The organism is Bradyrhizobium sp. SZCCHNS1050 (assembly GCF_032484785.1).
Taxonomy (GTDB): domain Bacteria; phylum Pseudomonadota; class Alphaproteobacteria; order Rhizobiales; family Xanthobacteraceae; genus Bradyrhizobium.
The window spans coordinates 3,971,826-3,988,294 of the sequence record NZ_JAUETR010000001.1 but is presented as its reverse complement, the minus strand read 5'-3'; the positions used below and the strand labels follow the sequence as shown (position 1 = coordinate 3,988,294).

Genomic DNA, 16,469 nt, shown 5'->3' with positions numbered 1-16,469 from the left:
CAAGCGAGCCCTAGGCCACGAGCCCCTTGATCGGCTTCACGGCCGCGCTGTCCGGAAACACCGCGCCGCCGAGCGCGTGCTCGCCGACGCCGAGATGATCGGCGAGTACGCCCTTGAACACCGCGCGCAGATCCGTCGTCGGCGCAAGATCGCGTCCCTGGTAGAGGCTCGCCATCTTCAGCGTCGGCCAGTCGGCGATCACCCGCCCGCCCTTCACCGCGCCGCCGGCGAGCAGCGCAATCGTCCCGGTGCCATGATCGGTCCCCTGGGTACCGTTGATCTTCGCCGTGCGCCCGAACTCGGTTGCGACCACCACGACCGTATCCCGCCAGCGCGGGCCAAGACCGCTCTCGAACTCGGCGAGCGCGCCGTCGAGACCCGACAACAGCTGCGCCAGCCGGCCGATTGCGCCGCCTTCATTGGCATGCGTATCCCAGCCGTCGAAGGCCAGCGCCGCGATGCGCGGACCATCATCCGCCGCGATCAGCTTCGCCGCGCCGCGCGCGACCTGGCGCATCGCCGCGATCTGGTTGCCGCCCGGCTTGGGCTTCATGTCGTCACCGAACGCGACCTTCTCGAGCTTCAGCCCTTGCGACAGCGCAGCCGCCAATGCGGGATCGCGATGCGCATAGAGGTCGACCAGCCGCGTCGCGGTGTCGTCATCGGCCTGCGGCAAGGTTACCGGCGCCCAGCCGACGGTGGGCGCTGCGCCGCGCAGCACCAGCGGTGCCGTCGGACCGACCGCGAGCGCGCCCGTGACGCGGGGGCCGCGCGGCAGCGCCTCGACTGCGCGGTTCAGCCAGCCCGATTGCACGCGGCCGGGACCGGCGAAGCCGCTTTCGAGCACGTCCTGGCCATCGAAATGCGAGCGCTCGCGATATGGTGTCGCGACCGCGTGAACCACGGCAGCCTGCTTGTCACGATACATGCGCGCGAATTCCGGCATCGACGGATGCAGCGCAAAGAACGAGTCGAGCGGCAGCGCCGGAGTTGGTCCCGTCGTCGTCAGCGCGATCGCGCCATGCAGTCCGGCGTAGTCGGGATCGCCGACCGGCGCGACGGTGGCGAGACCATCGAGCGCGCCGCGCAGGATTACGACGATCAGCCGCGGATCGCGCTGGTCGGCGGCGCGGGCGAATTTCGGCAAATAGCCCCACGCGGCGAATGACGCGCCTGCCAGCAGCAAGTGGCGTCGCGAGGTCGACAGCGAGGTCGCGATCCGGTCCATCGTCATCTCCTCTGGAATTCCGGCGACATCAGCAGCAGCGCCAGCGCCTGCTGGCGCGACTCCGCGCGCTCGATGGTGCGGCGTGTCTCGGTCGACGCAGCATCGCCGGCGACGAGCTCGAGCAGCTCGCGCGGATCGAGATTGTTGCCGAGTCGGCCGCCGAGCTGCGACGAGATGTCCAGCCGCAGCTTCATGCCTTCCGGCGCGGCCCACACCGCATTGGTATCAGCGAATCCGTTTGGTCCCGCGGGCGTCCACAACGGCTGGCCCAGGGTGTTCAGGGAAGCGAGATAGAAGCCGGGATCCTCCGGCACGCGCGCCAGCAGCCGGCCGCCGGCGACCAGGAACTCATAGGGCGAGCGGATCTTGGTGAGCGGCGCCGACCAGGCATCGTCGGAGTCCACCAGCGCCAAAGTCAGCGCCTTGAGGTCGCCATCGCTCCTCCTGAACACGGCTTCGAGTCGCGCGACGAGCGCGGGCGGCGGATCGTCGGCAATGAAATGACGTGCGAGCTTGGCGGCGATGAACTTCGCGGTCGACGGATGCCGCGCGATGTCCGCGAGCGCCGCTTCGCCCTGGGCGAGGCCATCATCCGCATAGACCTTGCCGAGCAACGTCTGCGGCCCCGGCTGATGCGCATTGGCATTGAACACGAAGCTGCCGGGCGCCGCGTTGCGGGCGTTGCGGCCGGCGAAGCTCCAGCCGGTGATGATGCGCGCCAGCGAGGTCACGTCCTCCTGGCCGTAGCCGCCGCCGACACCCAGCGTGTGCAGCTCCATGATCTCGCGCGCGAGATTCTCGTTGAGGCCGCGCTTGCGGTTCTGGCCGGCGCGCGAGTCCGGTCCGAGCGATTCCTGGTTGTCGAGAAAGAACAGCATCGCCGGGTGCTGCTCGACCGCCTTCAGCATGTCGACGAAGCGCCCGAGCACGTGCGGCCGGATCGCCTCGCGCTCGAACGCGCCGGCCCACATTCGCGCCAACTCGCCCTTGCCGGCGGAGATGCAGAAATGATTCGACCAGAACGCCACCAGCCGCTCGGTGAAGCCGCAATCGGCGAGCACCGCGCGCTGCAGCCGCGCCAGCGCTTCGGCACGGAACGTCTTCTGGACGACGTTGGGCGGCTGCTGGGCTTGCGCGGGCTTTGCCGGCGCTCCCTGCATCGCGGATGCGGAGTCGGCACCGGCCGCTGGGGCCGCCGAGGGCGTTGCGGCCATGGCTTTGTCCGCGCCGTTCGTCGAAAGGCCGCGCGTGGGGCTGGACGGGTCCTGCGGCGCAGCCTCAGACTTCGCGGCCTCGCGGGCCCGCTTGACCTCGTCCTGATAGGCGAAGACGGCAGCGGCGAGTGCTGCCGTCGGCTGCAGACCCGGGGCCTCCAGCAGCGCTCCATCGGGACGGCCGAGCTCGGCCTTGACGAAGCCGCGCGGGTCCGACGCCGCATTGACGAGATCGCCCGAGGCACCGCCACGCGCGCCGAAGCCGAAGCGATTCAATGCGACAAGAGCCGCTCGAGCATCACGCGCCATGCCACATCCTCGAGCCCGTCATCGCGGGAGCTCCCGAAACGCTGTGTTGCCGCGACCGCAGACTGCGATGGCGCGGCAGATTGTCACGCACTATACTTGCCCCAGCAGATGAACCGGACATGAAAAGGGGCTGGTCGGACGTGGTTCCGAAGGTGACAAATCGTTTAGCGGACATGACCGCGCGGCAACTCATCTGCGAGTCGTGCGGCACGGCGTTCAGCTGCGATCCGGGCGGCTCCTGCTGGTGCTTCGACGAGACCGTGCGCCTGCCGCTGCCCAAGACCGGACAAAGCAATTTCAAGGACTGCCTGTGCGCCAACTGCCTCAAGAGACTGGCCGGCAAACCGGAGCCGGGCTCGTGACGCGCTGGCACGTCGAAGCCGTCCTGCTCGACATGGATGGCACGCTGCTCGACACCGAGAAGGTCTATCTCGAAGCTGCGATCGCGGCGCTGAATGCGCTCGGCTACAGCGACGGCGTCGTCGAGCTCTGCCATGCGATGATCGGCATTCCCGGACCCGACAACGAGCAGACCCTGCGCGACCATTTCGGCGACGATTTTCCGCTGGCCGAAGTCAACCGCCTGTTCGCGGCCAAGACGGTCGAGATCCTGCAGGCGGGCATGCCGCTGAAGCCCGGCGTCATCGCGCTGCTCGATGCGATCGACGCGGTCGGCCTGCCCAAGGCGGTCGTCACCTCGTCCTCGCGCCGCACGGCCGCGGAGCATCTCCGCCTCGCCCGCATCGATCACCGCTTCGATGCGGTCCTGACACGCGACGACGTGGCCCGCGCCAAACCGCATCCGGACCTCTATCTGCTCGCCGCGGAACGGCTGCGGACGCACGCGCCGGCCTGCGTCGCGATCGAGGATTCCAATCCCGGCGTCGCCTCGGCGCACGCCGCCGGCGCGATCACCCTGATGGTGCCGGACATCGTGCCGCCGAACGATCATTCGCGGGCGAATGCGGCGGCCGTGCTGCCGGATCTCGATGCCGCCATCGCGCTGCTCGCGCGCCGTTCGGTGTTGCCCGTCAGGACGTGACGTCACCTCGGCAGGCCGTGAATCGCCGTGCAGCCTTCTCATGAGCCATTTTCTTCAAACGCGGCCGAACACGGTCACGATAGGTTCACGTCGTTGCGCGCCGTCCGCAGTCCTATCGGATGCATTAACCCGCACGCACTACTTTGCTGGGCGTTGGCGGATGGGCTCATTTCATGTTGCGATTCATTGGCGCCGCGGGTGCGGCATTTTTGGCTGCGTTCGCAGGTGTGAGTTGGGCGGTCAGGGGATTTCCGCTTCCGGATGGACCGTGGCGGGGCATGATGCGGACAGCTTCGATTGAAACGGTCTCAAACCTTGCTGCGCCGGCGCCGGGGGTCGTGGCTGTCGTGGCTCCCCTATCCCCGACGGTCGACATGACCTTCGACGGCCCGGAGGCAAAGGAGTTCGACCGCAAGGCGTGGCTCGCGCAGCACACCTCGCAGAGCGACAAGAATCCCAAGCTCGACGCGTTGCGGATGGACGCGTTGCAGGCCGCCACGGCCTACAAGCTGTCGCCGTGCGACAAGACCATGAAGCAGAACCTGGTGGACGCACTGACGGCCTACACCCGCGCCTATGTTGCCAAGCTGGATTGCAAGCGGCAGTTCTGGGGCGCAAAGATCTGCACCGACAAATCGCTCCAGGAGGCGGCCGACAGCGTCGGCACGCCGCTCGATCAGCGCGTGAAGGAGGCGTTGTTCGAAGCCTTCGAGGAGAAGGGAATCACCAAGGCGGACTTTCCGGCCGATGTGCGCGAGGAGGTCCCGCAATTCGCCGGACCCGCCTTCTGGTCCGACGAGTCGGCGGTGTGCCGGACGCGGCAGGCGCAACGGGACCGGCGATAGCAAACGAGCGCTGCCATGAACCGGCTGATCTTCATCATTGCGGCCATCGTCGTCTGGCAGGTTGGCGGACGCCTGTTCCTGACCGAAGCGCCGACCGCGGCGGCGTTTCCGCCGGTCACCGGCGCGGAGTTTCAGGACCACGAGAAATACACCGAGGACGCCCGGCGTTCGCAGCGCGAAGACGCGCTGAAGTCGCTCGACCTCGCCTGGAGCGACCGCTGCGGCGCCAAGCGCGACAGCTTCATCAGCGGCCTCAACCACTACTACTATCACCGGCAGAACCAGAACGAGCGCTATCCCGAGACCTATGGTCCGGCCGGCGCCGCCTATATCGCGGGCGTATGGACCACCGCCGAGGATCGAAGGATCGAACGGCTCACCCAGGAAGCCTACGCCGCCGGCTACATCAAGCCATCCGATTTCGACGGCATGGCGAGCCGGATGGTCGCAACGATCGTTCGCGGCGAGCAGGTCAGGGGACACGGCTGCGCCGGCTGACAGTGCTGCGGGGAGCGTATCGCCTCCCCTTTGGCAGCGCCGCCGCGACCAGCGTCCGTGCCGCCGCGCCCGCGGTTTCCATGTAGCTGGCGTCCCGATGCAGCAGCACGACCGCGAAGGCGCCGTCGAGCAGCAGCAGCATCTGCCGCGCGAGCCCGCCGGCTTCGGCAATTCCCTGCTCCTCGAAGATCGCCTGCAGCCAGGCCTCGAACTTCTTCTTGTGGGCGGCGCCGATCCTGATCGCGGGATGGCCGGGCAGATTGGCGAGCTCTGCGGTGGTGCGCAGGAAGCCGCAGCCGCGCCATTTCGGATGTCGCGCGGCGCGCGCGAGCTGGTTGAAGATCCCGGCGATCTTGTCGGGCAGCCCGCCCTCGGTCTCGTCGAACCAGCGCTTGAACAGCGTCAGGTTCGGCTGGTCGCGCGCGGCGAGATAGGCCGCGACCAGATCGTCCTTGCTGCGGAAATGATAGTACAGCGTCTTCTTGGTAACCCCCGCCTTCTCTGCCACCGCGTCGACGCTGACGGCGCGGATGCCCTCGGCATAGAACAGCCTGCTCGCGGCGGCGACGATGCGGGCGGGCGTGGGATCGGAGGAACGGGGCATGGCGGCGCTCGGTCAATGTATACTGACCAGTGAATATACCTCGGCTGCCGCGGCGCCTAGTCTTCGCCTGCTCCAACCGCCAGCCTGCGAGACACCATGACCGACCTCATCCTGCTCGACATCTCCGACCGCATCGCCGTGATCACGCTGAACCGGCCGCAGCGGCTGAACGCGCTCAGCTACGCGCTGATCGATCGATTGATGGCCGCGCTCGACCGCATCGAGACCGATGCCGGCGTCAGGGCCGTGATCCTCACCGGTGCGGGACAACGCGCCTTCTCGGCCGGCGCCGACATAGACGAATTCACCGCAAGCGTCCGCCAGGGGCGCGCTGCCGCGCTGCGCGACTTCGTCCGGCGTGGCCAGGCGATGACGGCGCGGCTGGAGGCGTTCCGCAAGCCGGTCATCGCCGCCGTCAACGGGCTCGCCTTCGGCGGCGGCTGCGAGATCACCGAGGCCGTGCATCTTGCGGTCGCCAGCGAGCGCGCCAGCTTCGCCAAGCCCGAGATCAGGCTCGGCATGCCGCCGACCTTCGGCGGCACGCAGCGGCTGCCGCGGCTGGTCGGCCGCAAGCGCGGACTCGAGCTGCTGCTGACCGGCGATTCTTTCCCGGCACAGCGCGCGCTGGAGATCGGCCTCGTCAACGCCGTCGTGCCGCACGACGAGCTGTTGCCGGCGGCGCGCGCGCTGGCACAGCGCATCATCCGCCACGGGCCGGACACCGTCGCCGGCATCATCACCGCCGCGACGCGCGGGCTCAACATGGCGATCGGCGAAGGGCTACAGGTCGAGAGCGAACAGTTCGCGAGCCTGGTCGGCAGCCGCGATCTCACCGATGGGCTGGCGGCCTGGCGCGAGCGCCGGCCGCCGCGTTGCTAGACCGGATGGCCCGGCGACTTGCGCGCCAGCCCATCGAATGCATCGAGCAGCCGCTCGCGCCAGGCATGGACGCTGTCGCTCTCCTCGAGCAGCCGGAACGGGCTCACCACGCGCGCCCATTGGAACCCGCCGAACACGATGTAGTCGGCATAGTCAGGCGTATCGCCGCCGATGAAGGCCTGCGTCTTCAGGGTTTGCCGCAGCGGCTCCAGCGACCTGCGGAAGCCGATGACCGCCTGGTCGCGCGAGGCCATGACCTCTTCGAGGCTCTTGCCGAACCGCGCCTCGCGCGATTTGCGGAAATAGTCGGCATCCTCGGCGGCGAGGTTCTTCGGAATGTCGGCGATGATCAGCGGAAAGATGCCGCCGACGATGGCGATATCGCCCCAGGCATTGAGGAAGCGCGCCATCGCGCGGCCGCCGGCGCCGCCGAACAGCGAGGGCCGGTCCGGATAGGTGTCCTCGAGGTAGTTGGCGATCGCCCAGGAATCGGCGACCGCGCGGTCGCCGTCGAGCATGACCGGCACCTTCTCCGATCCATGCGGCGCGATCGCGCTCTTCTCGGTGAAGCGCCACGGAATCGTATCAGCGCTCAGCCCCTTGTGCGCCAGCGCCATCCGCGTGCGCCAGCAATAGGGACTGAACGGTCGGCTCGCATCGGTCCCGACGAGTTCATACAGTTTCACGGCCATTCCCGGTCCTTCCTCCAAATCCGGACCGTTCTAGCGCACGACGCGGCCGTTGTCGCGCAGCAGCCGCGCACCGTCATCGGTGACGATGATGAAGAGGCCGGCGCCCGCGATCGCCTCGCGCGTGACATAGCCCAGATCGGCGGCGTCCTCCCACACCGTCAGCCGCGGGCAGCTCGTTCGCCAGGTCGCGACCACTTCGGCATGGCTGCGCGGCGCGCGCGCGACCCATTCGACGAAGTCCAGCACCAGGGGGTCTGCCGATACGGCCATGCTCGCCTCACTCTGCCGCCGCCGAGCTCTGCGCGGCCAGCAGCAGCCAGCCGCCATAGAGGATGTAGTAGCTCGCCACCGCCGTGATGATGCGGTTGGCCCAGGTGCGGAACTGCTGCTCGCTCATCGCCTCGAGCAGCCGCCGCGCCAGGCTCGTGCCGAGCATCGACGCGCCGACGGCGACGAGCGCGAGCACCGGATCGAGGCCCGCGGCCTGGTCGATGATGCCGCCGAAATAGATCAGCTTGGTGAGGTGGCTCGCGACCTGACACGTCGCCTTGGTGGCGACGATCGCGCGGCGGTCGAACCGCGCGCCGAGAAAGAACGTGTCGAGCAGCGGCCCCGACACGCCGGTCATCAGCATCAGCCCCATGCAGATCGTGCCGTAGATCGCGCCCTGCCAGACGCTGTCCGGATCGGGCTTGAGGCCGGCCGGCATCAGCCGCGCCATGAACGGGGTGACGCCGAGCAGCAGGAGCGCCGCCGGCTTGTCCGGCACGTAGCGCACCAGCGCCCACAGGCCGAGCGCCAGCGCGCAGCCGACGAGATACACCGCGACCGGCCGCCAGCGGATGTGCCGGCGCCACAGCACCGCACGCCAGCCATTGGACGCCATCTGCGTCGCCGCGTGCAGCACCATCGCCGCCGGCAGCGGCATGATCGCCAGCAGCACGCCGATCAGGATCAGCCCGCCGGCCATGCCGAACAGGCCCGACAGGAACGCCGTCGCCACCATCAGCAATCCGAGCGCTGCAATCAGGGCGGGTGTCATGGCTGATCTCCTCGCCATGCAATTTGTCGCACTGGCGATATCCGCACAAACCGAGTTATCTTGCCCTCCATCAGTTTTCCTGAGGGCGCGATGAGACGGCTGCTGTTCCTCAACGGCATCAAGGCGTTCGAGGCGGCGGCGCGCACCGGCAGCTTCGCCGCGGCAGGCAGCGAGCTCAACGTCTCCGCGGCCGCGATCAGCCGCATGGTCAATCTGCTCGAGCAGCGGCTGGGCGTCGTGCTGTTCGAGCGCAAGGCCAACCGCCTGGCGCTCACCGCCGCCGGCCGCGCCTATCAGAGCGGGCTGACGCCGATCTTCGACGCGCTGTCGAGCCTGACCGCGCAGATCATGGCGCCGTCATCGATGCGGGTGCTGACGCTCGGCGTCGGGCCGACGTTCGCGATGAAATGGCTGATCCCGCGTCTGGCCGATTTCAGCACCGAGCAGCCGGACATCGAGGTCCGCATCACCACCGGCGGGGCGGCGGTGCCGTTCGGCGACGATTGGAGCTGCGGCATCAAGCTCGGCCACGGCGCCTGGCCGGGCCTCGTCGCCGAGCCGCTGTTCGCCGCGGATCTCGTGCCGGTGTGCACGCCGCGGCTCGCCGCGACCTTGAAGAAGCCTGCCGATCTCAAGGGCTCGAGCCTGCTGCGGGTGTCGCATGCCGCCGAGGACTGGGCGTTGTGGCTGAAGGCCGCGGGCGTCACGCGCGTCAGCGCGCGCGGCACCGAGTTCCAGTACTATGGACATGCGCTGCAGGCCGCGATCGACGGGCTCGGCGTCGCCATGGGCATCCGTCCCTATATCGACGACGACCTCGCGGCGGGACGCCTGGTTGCACCGTTTGCATTGACCGTCCCAAAAGGCGAGCGCTGGTATCTTGTCTACCGCCATTTCCAGGCCGGCCAACGTGATTTCGCCGCGTTCCGACGCTGGATCATGCGCGCGGCGTCACAGCCCGCGACCCGGAATTCCCAGCGCAGGGACGCCATCAAAAAAGACGCTGACGTGTGAACCCGTTCACAAATGCCCGGACCAATTCATGCTGTCGTTGCCATTCGGGACATCCAGGACTGCGCAATGACGTATTTGTACGAGGACTTCGCCATCGAGCCGTTCGAAGCAGGACGCGGCTTGTGGCACGCGCGGATCCGCCGCGCGGACATGACCCCGGTGGTGATCAATGGCGTTTCGTTCCCCTCGCTCGAAGTCGGCTTCGCCTGGTCCGATGCGGACATGGCGATTGCCGACGCGAAAAGCCATATCGACCGCTTTCGCAAGCGGTGGCGCTGACAACTGCAGACCGAATCGCAGCACTTTGAAGCACGCGACGGAGGATATCGACCGACCCCCGGGAAAAGACGGATAGCGCGACGTGGAACAATCTCCGAGAGTGAAGTCCCCGAGAGTCCCCTCGCGCGGCCAGACGGTTCCAAGCCAACATCAAACGCCAATTCGAAATGCCGAGTGTATTCGTAATGCGGACTGCAATTCATGGCTGAGCCTGCCGTCAAACACCTCGCTTTTTCGGTGCGTACGCGATGCCCGGACTGCGATGCGGAGCTGAGCGTCCTGAGCGTCATCAACGGCCGCGGCGGTTCCGAGTACTGGGCCCTGCAATGCGTCGCCTGCCACGGCGTGCATCTCGACATCGTCGAGCAGCCGACGCGGCATTGAACGGCAGCGTGGCGTCGCGGCAACGCCATCGTGCGCGCCATGGCTCGCGAGTCGCCCGCTGATCTCGTGTGGCCTTTCGGGAGCAGTGCGTCTCGATGCCTGCTGCTGCCACCATGCTGTCAGCAAGGCTGGTGCGCGGCGCCCGATCACTCTTTCAACTCGGCGCCATCCGTCCCATATTCGGGCCATGGCGAAGACCCCCGACACTCCCAAGAAGCCAGGCCGAACCCCGAAATCGAAAGCGCACCGGCCCGACGTGCAGCCGATCGCGCCCGCGCTCGCCGAGCTGCTCAATCCCGCCATCAACCGCGGCGAGAGCGGCATCGGTTCCTCAACGGGACTGAAGCCGCCGCCGGACAATTCCTGGGACCGCCGCAGCGGCGGCGAGGCCGCCGCGCACCGCGCGCGGGCGTCGACGCGCGGCAAGAGCGCTGAGGTTGCGACGGGCGATGCCTCGGCGCGGTCCATGCCGCTGCGGCCGAATCCGCAGCCGGTGGGTGGACGTTCATCGTCAAACAACGATCCGTCGCATGGCCCGCCCCCACCCAACCCTCCCCCGCACGCGGGGGAGGGCTCCAGGCGGCAGGCGCCGCGTGCCGGCGCCAGCGATGATGCCGAGACTGCGCCGCTAGCGTCCCCTCCCCCGCGTGCGGGGGAGGGCCAGGGTGGGGGCCTCCCTCCGCAGCATCACCCCCTCGGGGCGGATGACGCCGCCTCAGCCTCCGGACTCGCCGAAGCGCCGCAAGCCAATTACGGCACCGCCGCCACCATCCCGACGCTCGATCCGGAACTGGCGCGGCAGCTCGGCCTGCCCACCGCCGAGGACGACGAGGAGGCGCTCGCCCGGCCGCCGCGCAACAAGATGGAGGCGCTCGGCGTCAAGGCCACGGCGGAAGCGCTGGAGTCGCTGATCCGCGAGGGCCGTCCCGAGTTCCGCAAGGACGACGGCTCGGTCAAAGTGTGGACGCCGCACCGGCCGCCGCGCCCCGAGAAGTCGGAAGGCGGCGTCCGCTTCGAGATCAAGTCGGCCTATGAGCCGAAGGGCGACCAGCCGCAGGCGATCAAGGAGCTGGTCGAGGGCATCGCGCGCAACGACCGCACCCAGGTGCTGCTCGGCGTCACCGGCTCCGGCAAGACCTACACCATGGCGAAGGTGATCGAGGCGACGCAGCGCCCGGCCATCATCCTGGCGCCGAACAAGACGCTCGCCGCGCAGCTCTATGGCGAGTTCAAGAGCTTCTTCCCCGACAACGCGGTCGAGTATTTCGTCTCCTATTACGACTACTACCAGCCCGAGGCCTACGTCCCGCGCACCGACACCTACATCGAGAAGGATTCCTCGATCAACGAGCAGATCGACCGGATGCGCCACGCCGCGACGCGCGCCCTGCTCGAGCGCGACGACGTCATCATCGTCGCCTCGGTGTCGTGCATCTACGGTATCGGCTCGGTCGAGACCTACACCGCGATGACCTTCGCGCTGAAGAAGGGCGAGCGCATCGACCAGCGCCAGCTCATCGCCGACCTCGTCGCTTTGCAATACAAGCGCACCCAGCACGATTTCACCCGCGGCACCTTTCGCGTGCGGGGCGACGTCATCGACATCTTCCCGGCGCACTATGAGGACCGCGCCTGGCGCGTGAACCTGTTCGGCGACACCGTGGAGAACATCGAGGAGTTCGATCCGCTCACCGGCCACAAGCAGGACGAACTGGAGTTCATCAAGGTCTACGCCAATTCGCACTATGTAACGCCGCGCCCGACTTTGGTGCAGGCGATGAAGTCGATCAAATCCGAGTTGAAGATGCGGCTCGACCAGCTGCATGCGCAGGGCCGCCTGCTCGAGGCGCAGCGGCTGGAGCAGCGCACCACCTTCGATCTGGAGATGATGGAGGCGACCGGCAGTTGCGCCGGCATCGAGAACTACTCACGCTATCTCACCGGCCGGCTGCCCGGCGAGCCGCCGCCGACCTTGTTCGAATACGTCCCCGACAATGCGCTGGTGTTCGCCGACGAGAGCCACGTCACGGTCCCGCAGATCGGCGGCATGTTCCGCGGCGACTTCCGCCGCAAGGCGACCCTGGCCGAATACGGCTTCCGCCTGCCGTCCTGCATGGACAACCGCCCGCTGCGCTTCGAGGAATGGGACATGATGCGGCCGCAGACCGTGGCGGTGTCGGCGACCCCCGGCGGCTGGGAGCTGAACGAGGCCGGCGGCGTGTTCGTCGAGCAGGTCATCCGCCCGACCGGACTGATTGATCCCCCCGTCGACATCCGCCCCGCGCGCACCCAGGTCGACGATCTGCTCGGCGAGGTCCGCGCCACCGCGCAGGCCGGCTACCGCTCGCTGATCACGGTGCTGACCAAGCGCATGGCCGAGGACCTCACCGAATATCTGCACGAGCAGGGCATCCGCGTCCGCTACATGCATTCGGACATCGACACCATCGAGCGCATCGAGATCATCCGTGACTTGCGCCTCGGCGCGTTCGACGCGCTGGTCGGCATCAACCTGCTGCGCGAGGGCCTCGACATTCCCGAATGCGCGCTGGTCGCGATCCTCGACGCCGACAAGGAAGGTTTTCTGCGCAGCGAGACGTCGCTGATCCAGACCATCGGCCGCGCCGCGCGCAACGTCGACGGCAAGGTGATCCTCTACGCCGATCAGATGACCGGCTCGATGGAGCGCGCCATCGCCGAGACCAACCGCCGCCGCGAGAAGCAGGTGGAGTACAACACGGCCCATGGCATCACGCCGGAGAGCGTCAAGAAGTCGATCGGCGACATCCTCAACTCGGTCTACGAGCGCGACCACGTGCTGATCGAGACCGGCGGCGGCACCACCACCGACGACGTCATCTCGATCGGCCACAATTTCGAGGCGGTGCTGGCCGATCTCGAAACCCGGATGCGCGAAGCCGCCGCCGATTTGAACTTCGAGGAAGCCGCCCGCCTCCGCGACGAGGTCAAGCGCCTCCGCGCCACCGAGCTCGCCGTCGTCGACGACCCCACCGCCAAGCAGCGCACCGTGCAGAGCAAGGCGGGCAGCTACGCCGGCGCCAAGAAATACGGCGACGCCGCCAATCTCCCGACCACGGCGATGAAGGGCCGTGGCGCTGCGGCACGCGCTGGCGGCTCCTCTTCACCCTCCCCTGGAGGGGGAGGGTCGGCCGCCAAAGGCGGCCGGGGTGGGGTGAAGCCCCGCGACCCGCTCGCGCCGTCCCTCGACGACATCATCAGCGGCGGCCCAAGCACCGGCTCCAAAGTCCACAAGCCGCATCTCGACGAGATGCACGGCCCGGAATCCCTGCCCTACCGCCCCAACGCCAAGCTGCCGCCAAAGCCATTCGGCAGCAGCAGCAAGATCATCCAGCCCACCAACTCCCGCGAGTCCGGCCCCGAATTCGGCCCGGCTCCGCGCTCGACCGGTGGCGCGCCGGGAAAGCGCGGCGGGTGGAAGAAGCGGTGAGGTGTAAACCTTCTCGCCGCCTCATTGCGAGGAGCGACAACGACGAAGCAATCCAGTCCATGCACTTGGCCTGATCTGGATTGCTTCGCTTCGCCGCTTCGCTCGCAATGACCTCCGGTCCCGCGATCTCGACTGGAATACATATGATGTTGAGCTACTCTGCTCACATGAAACTCGGCTTCGAAGAATCCCAGACCGCCTACACCAGCGGCACGCAGAAGGCGCGGGCGTGGACCGAGGCGTGGGTTGGCGCGCAAGCCTATTGTCCGAACTGCGGCCAGTCGAACATGACGCAGTTTCCAAACAACAGCCCGCTGGCGGATTTTCTCTGTAAAGCCTGCAGCGAAGAATTCGAGCTGAAGAGCCAGAAGAAGGCATTCGGCGCCAAGGTCGCCGACGGCGCCTATGGGACGAAGTGCGAGCGGCTGGCCGCCAGCAACAATCCCAATCTCCTGCTGATGAACTATGACCGTGACACCCGGTCGGTCATCAACCTCTTCGTCGTGCCGAAGCATTTCTTCGTCCGCGATATCATCGAGCAGCGCAAGCCGCTCGCGGCGACCGCGCGGCGCGCGGGGTGGGTCGGCTCGAACATTCTTCTCGATCGCGTTCCCGAGTCGGGCAAGATTCACATCGTGCAGAATGGCGTCGTCCGCGCCAAGGAGCTAGTGCTGCAGGAATGGAGCCGGACGCTCTTCCTCCGCAAGGAATCCCTGGATGCGCGCGGATGGCTGATCGAGGTGCTGAAATGCGTCGAGTCGCTCGGCAAGCCGGAATTCACGCTCGATGATGTCTACGCTTTCGACCGCCATCTCAGCCTGCTCTATCCCGGCAACCAGAACGTCCGGCCAAAAATCCGCCAGCAGCTCCAGGTCCTGCGCGATCAGGGATTCCTGGAGTTCGTAGCGCGCGGCCGCTATCGTTTGAAGACATGAGGTCCGGCAATGGCCTGGTTCTTGAACTTCTATCGCTGTGAACGTTGCGCGCAGGCCTGGACCGATGAATGGTCGTGCATGTGCGACGACGAGTGTCCTCATTGCGGCGCCCGCGACATGTCTCCGTCCCGGAGCGAGGACCTGACAGAGCTGATTTTGAGAAATGAGGATTGCTTTGTCGTCCTGCGATCGGCTGATGACGCCGAGGACGAGCCGTCCTATGAAGAGCTCGGGCGGTTCTCGAGCCGAGCCAAAGCGGAAGAATTTCTCGCGGCGTCGGACCCAAATTAGGGGTGCCCTTCACGAAATCCATCAGACGGCCCGCCAGACAACGCGAGAGATGAAGCGCGCATATTCCGGAAAAAATAAACTTCTTGCGAATTATCAGAAATCATGATTATCTCCTCGCATCCCGCCTCACCGCAGAGGGGCGTAGCGCGCGATCGTCACGACACGCGAGGCGGGGATGCGATGGCCGCGAGAGATCGCAGCATTCTCTTCGACGAGGGTGCCGACGAACGATCGCTTGCGGACGTGAAGTCGCAGCGTCCTGATACCCCGACGCTGGTATCAACCCGGCGCAATGCGAGCGCATGGCGCTGGGGATGGTGGCCAACAAGCCCGGCGCACCAGGGAGACTGCGTATAAGCGTGAAGACCGTCGCGCAGGGAATGCCGGTTGAATCGGCTTTGCCTGTGGTACCTGCCGCCTGCATTTTTTTCGCAGGCGGGCCATGGGTGAGGCCTTCACCCGGCATTCCCTGCGCCCTCTGCACTCACGAGGGCCACGCGGATCGCATCACTCGGGCATCCCATGCCGCGAGACCGCGCCGTCATGTCCCGGACTCTCTTCGGCTGTTTGAATCGTAAATGAGTTCTCCCCTCCGCCGTCGTCCTAGGCAAGCTGCGACGAGCGACAGCGCCGCGCCCATCCATCGTGAGGAGGCGATGCCGGCTCATCCCATCGCCAGCACCGCGACCGACAGCAGCGCCAGCATCACGGTCGAGCCCAGGAGCTGCAGCGATGCCTCGGGCTGCGTGCGCCAGCGCAGCACCTTGTCGGCGAGGCCCAGCGTCGCGTCGTAGAAATCAGCCGCGTAGGCCTGCTTGAGCACGCGCTGAAAGCGCGGCCCCGCAGCGGAAGTCATCAGCACGTGGATGATGGTCGCGCTCGCGACGAAGCCGATGATGCCGGGCCGCAGCGCCGTGCTGTGCGCCAGCTTGAGGATCAGCGCGGCGCCGGCATAGGTTGGAATGGCCTGGAACAGCGCGGTCAGCGCCATGCCTTCGAAGAGGTTGAGCAGCGGCGCCTTCGGCGCGGAGGTGCTGGGAGAGGCGACGGTGAGCATGGCCCGGACATCCGGTTGCGGCGGTCCTCGGCGAGGACCAGACCGCTCCCGTCTAACCGGCACGCCGGAGGAGGACCGTGAGCCCCGTCACGCGAGGCCATCGCCGCCGGCTGGGATGAGGGCACGCCGAGGACGGTCGACGCGCGGCATCGATTAGGTCCGGCCCTGCCCGTTCACCTGGCCCTGCTGCTGCTGACGCTCCTGCTCCTTGGCGCGGTGACGGCCATAGAGGCAGCCGGCGGCGGCGCCGAGCACGCCGTGATGACCGGCATAGTGGCCGGCCACGCCGCCGACGATGGCGCCCTTGATGCACCCCTTGGCCTCGGCGGCCTGCGTCGACAGCAGCGCCAGCGCTGCGACGGAGGCGGCCAGCATGGTCTTCGTGATCGACATCGTCATGATCGAGCTCCGCAAGAATGGTGCGAGGTAACGGCGACGCGGCGGGGCGGTTCCCGCCTCGCAACCGGCATGACGCATTGCGCGAACCTTATCGCGCGCGGTGATGACCCAAGAGCTGAGAAATGAGCTGAGAGATGAGCCGAGAGTGGGCTGAGACATGATCGTGACGCGATCACTCGCCAAGCTTCCGTTCACCGTACCGGCGCATTGAGCCGGCCGACGGTCACACAGGTGGTTGACGGCCGTCCGCCGGCATCTCCAGAACGAGATCGCCGACGCGGACATTCC

General features: G+C 67.1%; 19 protein-coding genes. 11 read left to right on the top strand and 8 right to left on the bottom strand.

What is annotated here, in order from left to right:
- Positions 1 to 10: 10 nt before the first annotated feature.
- Both QX094_RS18020 and QX094_RS18015 read right to left on the bottom strand, forming a co-directional pair.
- A complete protein-coding gene (locus QX094_RS18020; RefSeq protein WP_315827646.1) occupies positions 11 to 1,234 on the bottom strand; it encodes a DUF1501 domain-containing protein in 1,224 nt (407 codons plus the stop codon).
- Positions 1,231 to 2,751, bottom strand: a complete 1,521-nt coding sequence (locus tag QX094_RS18015; protein ID WP_315827645.1) for a DUF1800 family protein — start codon at positions 2,749 to 2,751, stop codon at positions 1,231 to 1,233. Before QX094_RS18015 ends, QX094_RS18020 begins: the two co-directional genes overlap by 4 nt.
- Positions 2,752 to 2,891: 140 nt before the next feature.
- Between QX094_RS18015 and QX094_RS18010 the strand changes: the two genes are divergently transcribed.
- The 4 genes from QX094_RS18010 (at position 2,892) to QX094_RS17995 (ending at position 5,136) form a co-directional block, all read left to right on the top strand.
- Positions 2,892 to 3,113, top strand: coding sequence for a cysteine-rich CWC family protein (locus QX094_RS18010; RefSeq protein WP_315714381.1), 222 nt, complete (start codon positions 2,892 to 2,894; stop codon positions 3,111 to 3,113).
- Positions 3,110 to 3,793, top strand: coding sequence for an HAD family phosphatase (locus QX094_RS18005; RefSeq protein ID WP_315714104.1), 684 nt, complete (start codon positions 3,110 to 3,112; stop codon positions 3,791 to 3,793). Before QX094_RS18010 ends, QX094_RS18005 begins: the two co-directional genes overlap by 4 nt.
- Before the next feature lie 347 nt (positions 3,794 to 4,140).
- Positions 4,141 to 4,638, top strand: coding sequence for a hypothetical protein (locus QX094_RS18000; RefSeq protein ID WP_315827644.1), 498 nt, complete (start codon positions 4,141 to 4,143; stop codon positions 4,636 to 4,638).
- 15 nt (positions 4,639 to 4,653) lie between these two features.
- The gene (locus tag QX094_RS17995; protein ID WP_315714102.1) at positions 4,654 to 5,136 is read left to right on the top strand and encodes a hypothetical protein; all 483 of its coding nucleotides are present in this window, start codon (positions 4,654 to 4,656) and stop codon (positions 5,134 to 5,136) included.
- Here QX094_RS17995 and QX094_RS17990 read toward each other — a convergent pair.
- The gene (locus QX094_RS17990; protein ID WP_315827643.1) at positions 5,111 to 5,740 is read right to left on the bottom strand and encodes a helix-turn-helix domain-containing protein; all 630 of its coding nucleotides are present in this window, start codon (positions 5,738 to 5,740) and stop codon (positions 5,111 to 5,113) included. The genes QX094_RS17995 and QX094_RS17990 overlap by 26 nt on opposite strands.
- Before the next feature lie 96 nt (positions 5,741 to 5,836).
- On the opposite strand from QX094_RS17990, the gene QX094_RS17985 reads away from it, so the two are divergent.
- Positions 5,837 to 6,619, top strand: a complete 783-nt coding sequence (locus QX094_RS17985; protein WP_316188079.1) for a crotonase/enoyl-CoA hydratase family protein — start codon at positions 5,837 to 5,839, stop codon at positions 6,617 to 6,619.
- Here the strand turns inward: QX094_RS17985 and QX094_RS17980 are convergent.
- From QX094_RS17980 to QX094_RS17970, 3 genes are read right to left on the bottom strand one after another with little or no spacing between them, the layout of a single operon-like run.
- A complete protein-coding gene (locus tag QX094_RS17980; protein WP_316166509.1) occupies positions 6,616 to 7,311 on the bottom strand; it encodes a glutathione S-transferase family protein in 696 nt (231 codons plus the stop codon). The genes QX094_RS17985 and QX094_RS17980 overlap by 4 nt on opposite strands.
- 30 nt (positions 7,312 to 7,341) lie before the next feature.
- Positions 7,342 to 7,581 (bottom strand): hypothetical protein, encoded by a 240-nt coding sequence (locus QX094_RS17975; protein ID WP_316166508.1) that lies wholly within the window; start codon positions 7,579 to 7,581, stop codon positions 7,342 to 7,344.
- 7 nt (positions 7,582 to 7,588) lie between these two features.
- Positions 7,589 to 8,353, bottom strand: a complete 765-nt coding sequence (locus tag QX094_RS17970) for a sulfite exporter TauE/SafE family protein (protein ID WP_316166507.1) — start codon at positions 8,351 to 8,353, stop codon at positions 7,589 to 7,591.
- Between the two features lie 90 nt (positions 8,354 to 8,443).
- Here QX094_RS17970 and QX094_RS17965 point away from each other — a divergent pair, with 90 nt between their 5' ends.
- The 6 genes from QX094_RS17965 (at position 8,444) to QX094_RS17940 (ending at position 14,725) form a co-directional block, all read left to right on the top strand.
- Positions 8,444 to 9,367, top strand: coding sequence for a LysR substrate-binding domain-containing protein (locus QX094_RS17965; protein ID WP_315714096.1), 924 nt, complete (start codon positions 8,444 to 8,446; stop codon positions 9,365 to 9,367).
- Between the two features lie 66 nt (positions 9,368 to 9,433).
- Positions 9,434 to 9,646, top strand: coding sequence for a hypothetical protein (locus QX094_RS17960; RefSeq protein WP_035655128.1), 213 nt, complete (start codon positions 9,434 to 9,436; stop codon positions 9,644 to 9,646).
- Positions 9,647 to 9,847: 201 nt separating this feature from the next.
- Positions 9,848 to 10,030: a hypothetical protein gene (locus QX094_RS17955; RefSeq protein ID WP_315714095.1), complete on the top strand. Its 183-nt coding sequence runs from the start codon at positions 9,848 to 9,850 to the stop codon at positions 10,028 to 10,030.
- Positions 10,031 to 10,217: 187 nt separating this feature from the next.
- Positions 10,218 to 13,499 carry an excinuclease ABC subunit UvrB gene (gene uvrB / locus QX094_RS17950; RefSeq protein ID WP_316166506.1) on the top strand — a complete coding sequence of 1,094 codons (3,282 nt, stop codon included), beginning with the start codon at positions 10,218 to 10,220 and terminating at the stop codon, positions 13,497 to 13,499.
- A gap of 146 nt (positions 13,500 to 13,645) precedes the next feature.
- Positions 13,646 to 14,434 (top strand): DpnI domain-containing protein, encoded by a 789-nt coding sequence (locus QX094_RS17945; protein WP_315714093.1) that lies wholly within the window; start codon positions 13,646 to 13,648, stop codon positions 14,432 to 14,434.
- 9 nt (positions 14,435 to 14,443) lie between these two features.
- Complete coding sequence (locus tag QX094_RS17940) at positions 14,444 to 14,725, top strand: hypothetical protein (protein WP_315714092.1); 282 nt, start codon at positions 14,444 to 14,446, stop codon at positions 14,723 to 14,725.
- 664 nt (positions 14,726 to 15,389) lie between these two features.
- Here QX094_RS17940 and QX094_RS17935 read toward each other — a convergent pair.
- Together QX094_RS17935 and QX094_RS17930 are read right to left on the bottom strand one after the other, a co-directional pair.
- A complete protein-coding gene (locus tag QX094_RS17935) occupies positions 15,390 to 15,782 on the bottom strand; it encodes a hypothetical protein (protein WP_315714091.1) in 393 nt (130 codons plus the stop codon).
- A gap of 153 nt (positions 15,783 to 15,935) precedes the next feature.
- Positions 15,936 to 16,157, bottom strand: a complete 222-nt coding sequence (locus tag QX094_RS17930) for a hypothetical protein (protein ID WP_315714380.1) — start codon at positions 16,155 to 16,157, stop codon at positions 15,936 to 15,938.
- Positions 16,158 to 16,469: the final 312 nt, after the last annotated feature.

Bases quoted from the DNA above. Each gene is read 5' to 3' on its own strand.
- QX094_RS18020 (WP_315827646.1), bottom strand. From the start codon at position 1,234: ATGACGATGGACCGGATCGCGACCTCGCTGTCGACCTCGCGACGCCAC.
- QX094_RS18015 (WP_315827645.1), bottom strand. From the start codon at position 2,751: ATGGCGCGTGATGCTCGAGCGGCTCTTGTCGCATTGAATCGCTTCGGC.
- QX094_RS17995 (WP_315714102.1), top strand. From the start codon at position 4,654: ATGAACCGGCTGATCTTCATCATTGCGGCCATCGTCGTCTGGCAGGTT.
- QX094_RS17990 (WP_315827643.1), bottom strand. From the start codon at position 5,740: ATGCCCCGTTCCTCCGATCCCACGCCCGCCCGCATCGTCGCCGCCGCG.
- QX094_RS17985 (WP_316188079.1), top strand. From the start codon at position 5,837: ATGACCGACCTCATCCTGCTCGACATCTCCGACCGCATCGCCGTGATC.
- QX094_RS17980 (WP_316166509.1), bottom strand. From the start codon at position 7,311: ATGGCCGTGAAACTGTATGAACTCGTCGGGACCGATGCGAGCCGACCG.
- QX094_RS17975 (WP_316166508.1), bottom strand. From the start codon at position 7,581: ATGGCCGTATCGGCAGACCCCCTGGTGCTGGACTTCGTCGAATGGGTC.
- QX094_RS17970 (WP_316166507.1), bottom strand. From the start codon at position 8,353: ATGACACCCGCCCTGATTGCAGCGCTCGGATTGCTGATGGTGGCGACG.
- QX094_RS17965 (WP_315714096.1), top strand. From the start codon at position 8,444: ATGAGACGGCTGCTGTTCCTCAACGGCATCAAGGCGTTCGAGGCGGCG.
- QX094_RS17960 (WP_035655128.1), top strand. From the start codon at position 9,434: ATGACGTATTTGTACGAGGACTTCGCCATCGAGCCGTTCGAAGCAGGA.
- QX094_RS17955 (WP_315714095.1), top strand. From the start codon at position 9,848: ATGGCTGAGCCTGCCGTCAAACACCTCGCTTTTTCGGTGCGTACGCGA.
- uvrB (WP_316166506.1), top strand. From the start codon at position 10,218: ATGGCGAAGACCCCCGACACTCCCAAGAAGCCAGGCCGAACCCCGAAA.
- QX094_RS17945 (WP_315714093.1), top strand. From the start codon at position 13,646: ATGTTGAGCTACTCTGCTCACATGAAACTCGGCTTCGAAGAATCCCAG.
- QX094_RS17940 (WP_315714092.1), top strand. From the start codon at position 14,444: ATGGCCTGGTTCTTGAACTTCTATCGCTGTGAACGTTGCGCGCAGGCC.
- QX094_RS17935 (WP_315714091.1), bottom strand. From the start codon at position 15,782: ATGCTCACCGTCGCCTCTCCCAGCACCTCCGCGCCGAAGGCGCCGCTG.
- QX094_RS17930 (WP_315714380.1), bottom strand. From the start codon at position 16,157: ATGCTGGCCGCCTCCGTCGCAGCGCTGGCGCTGCTGTCGACGCAGGCC.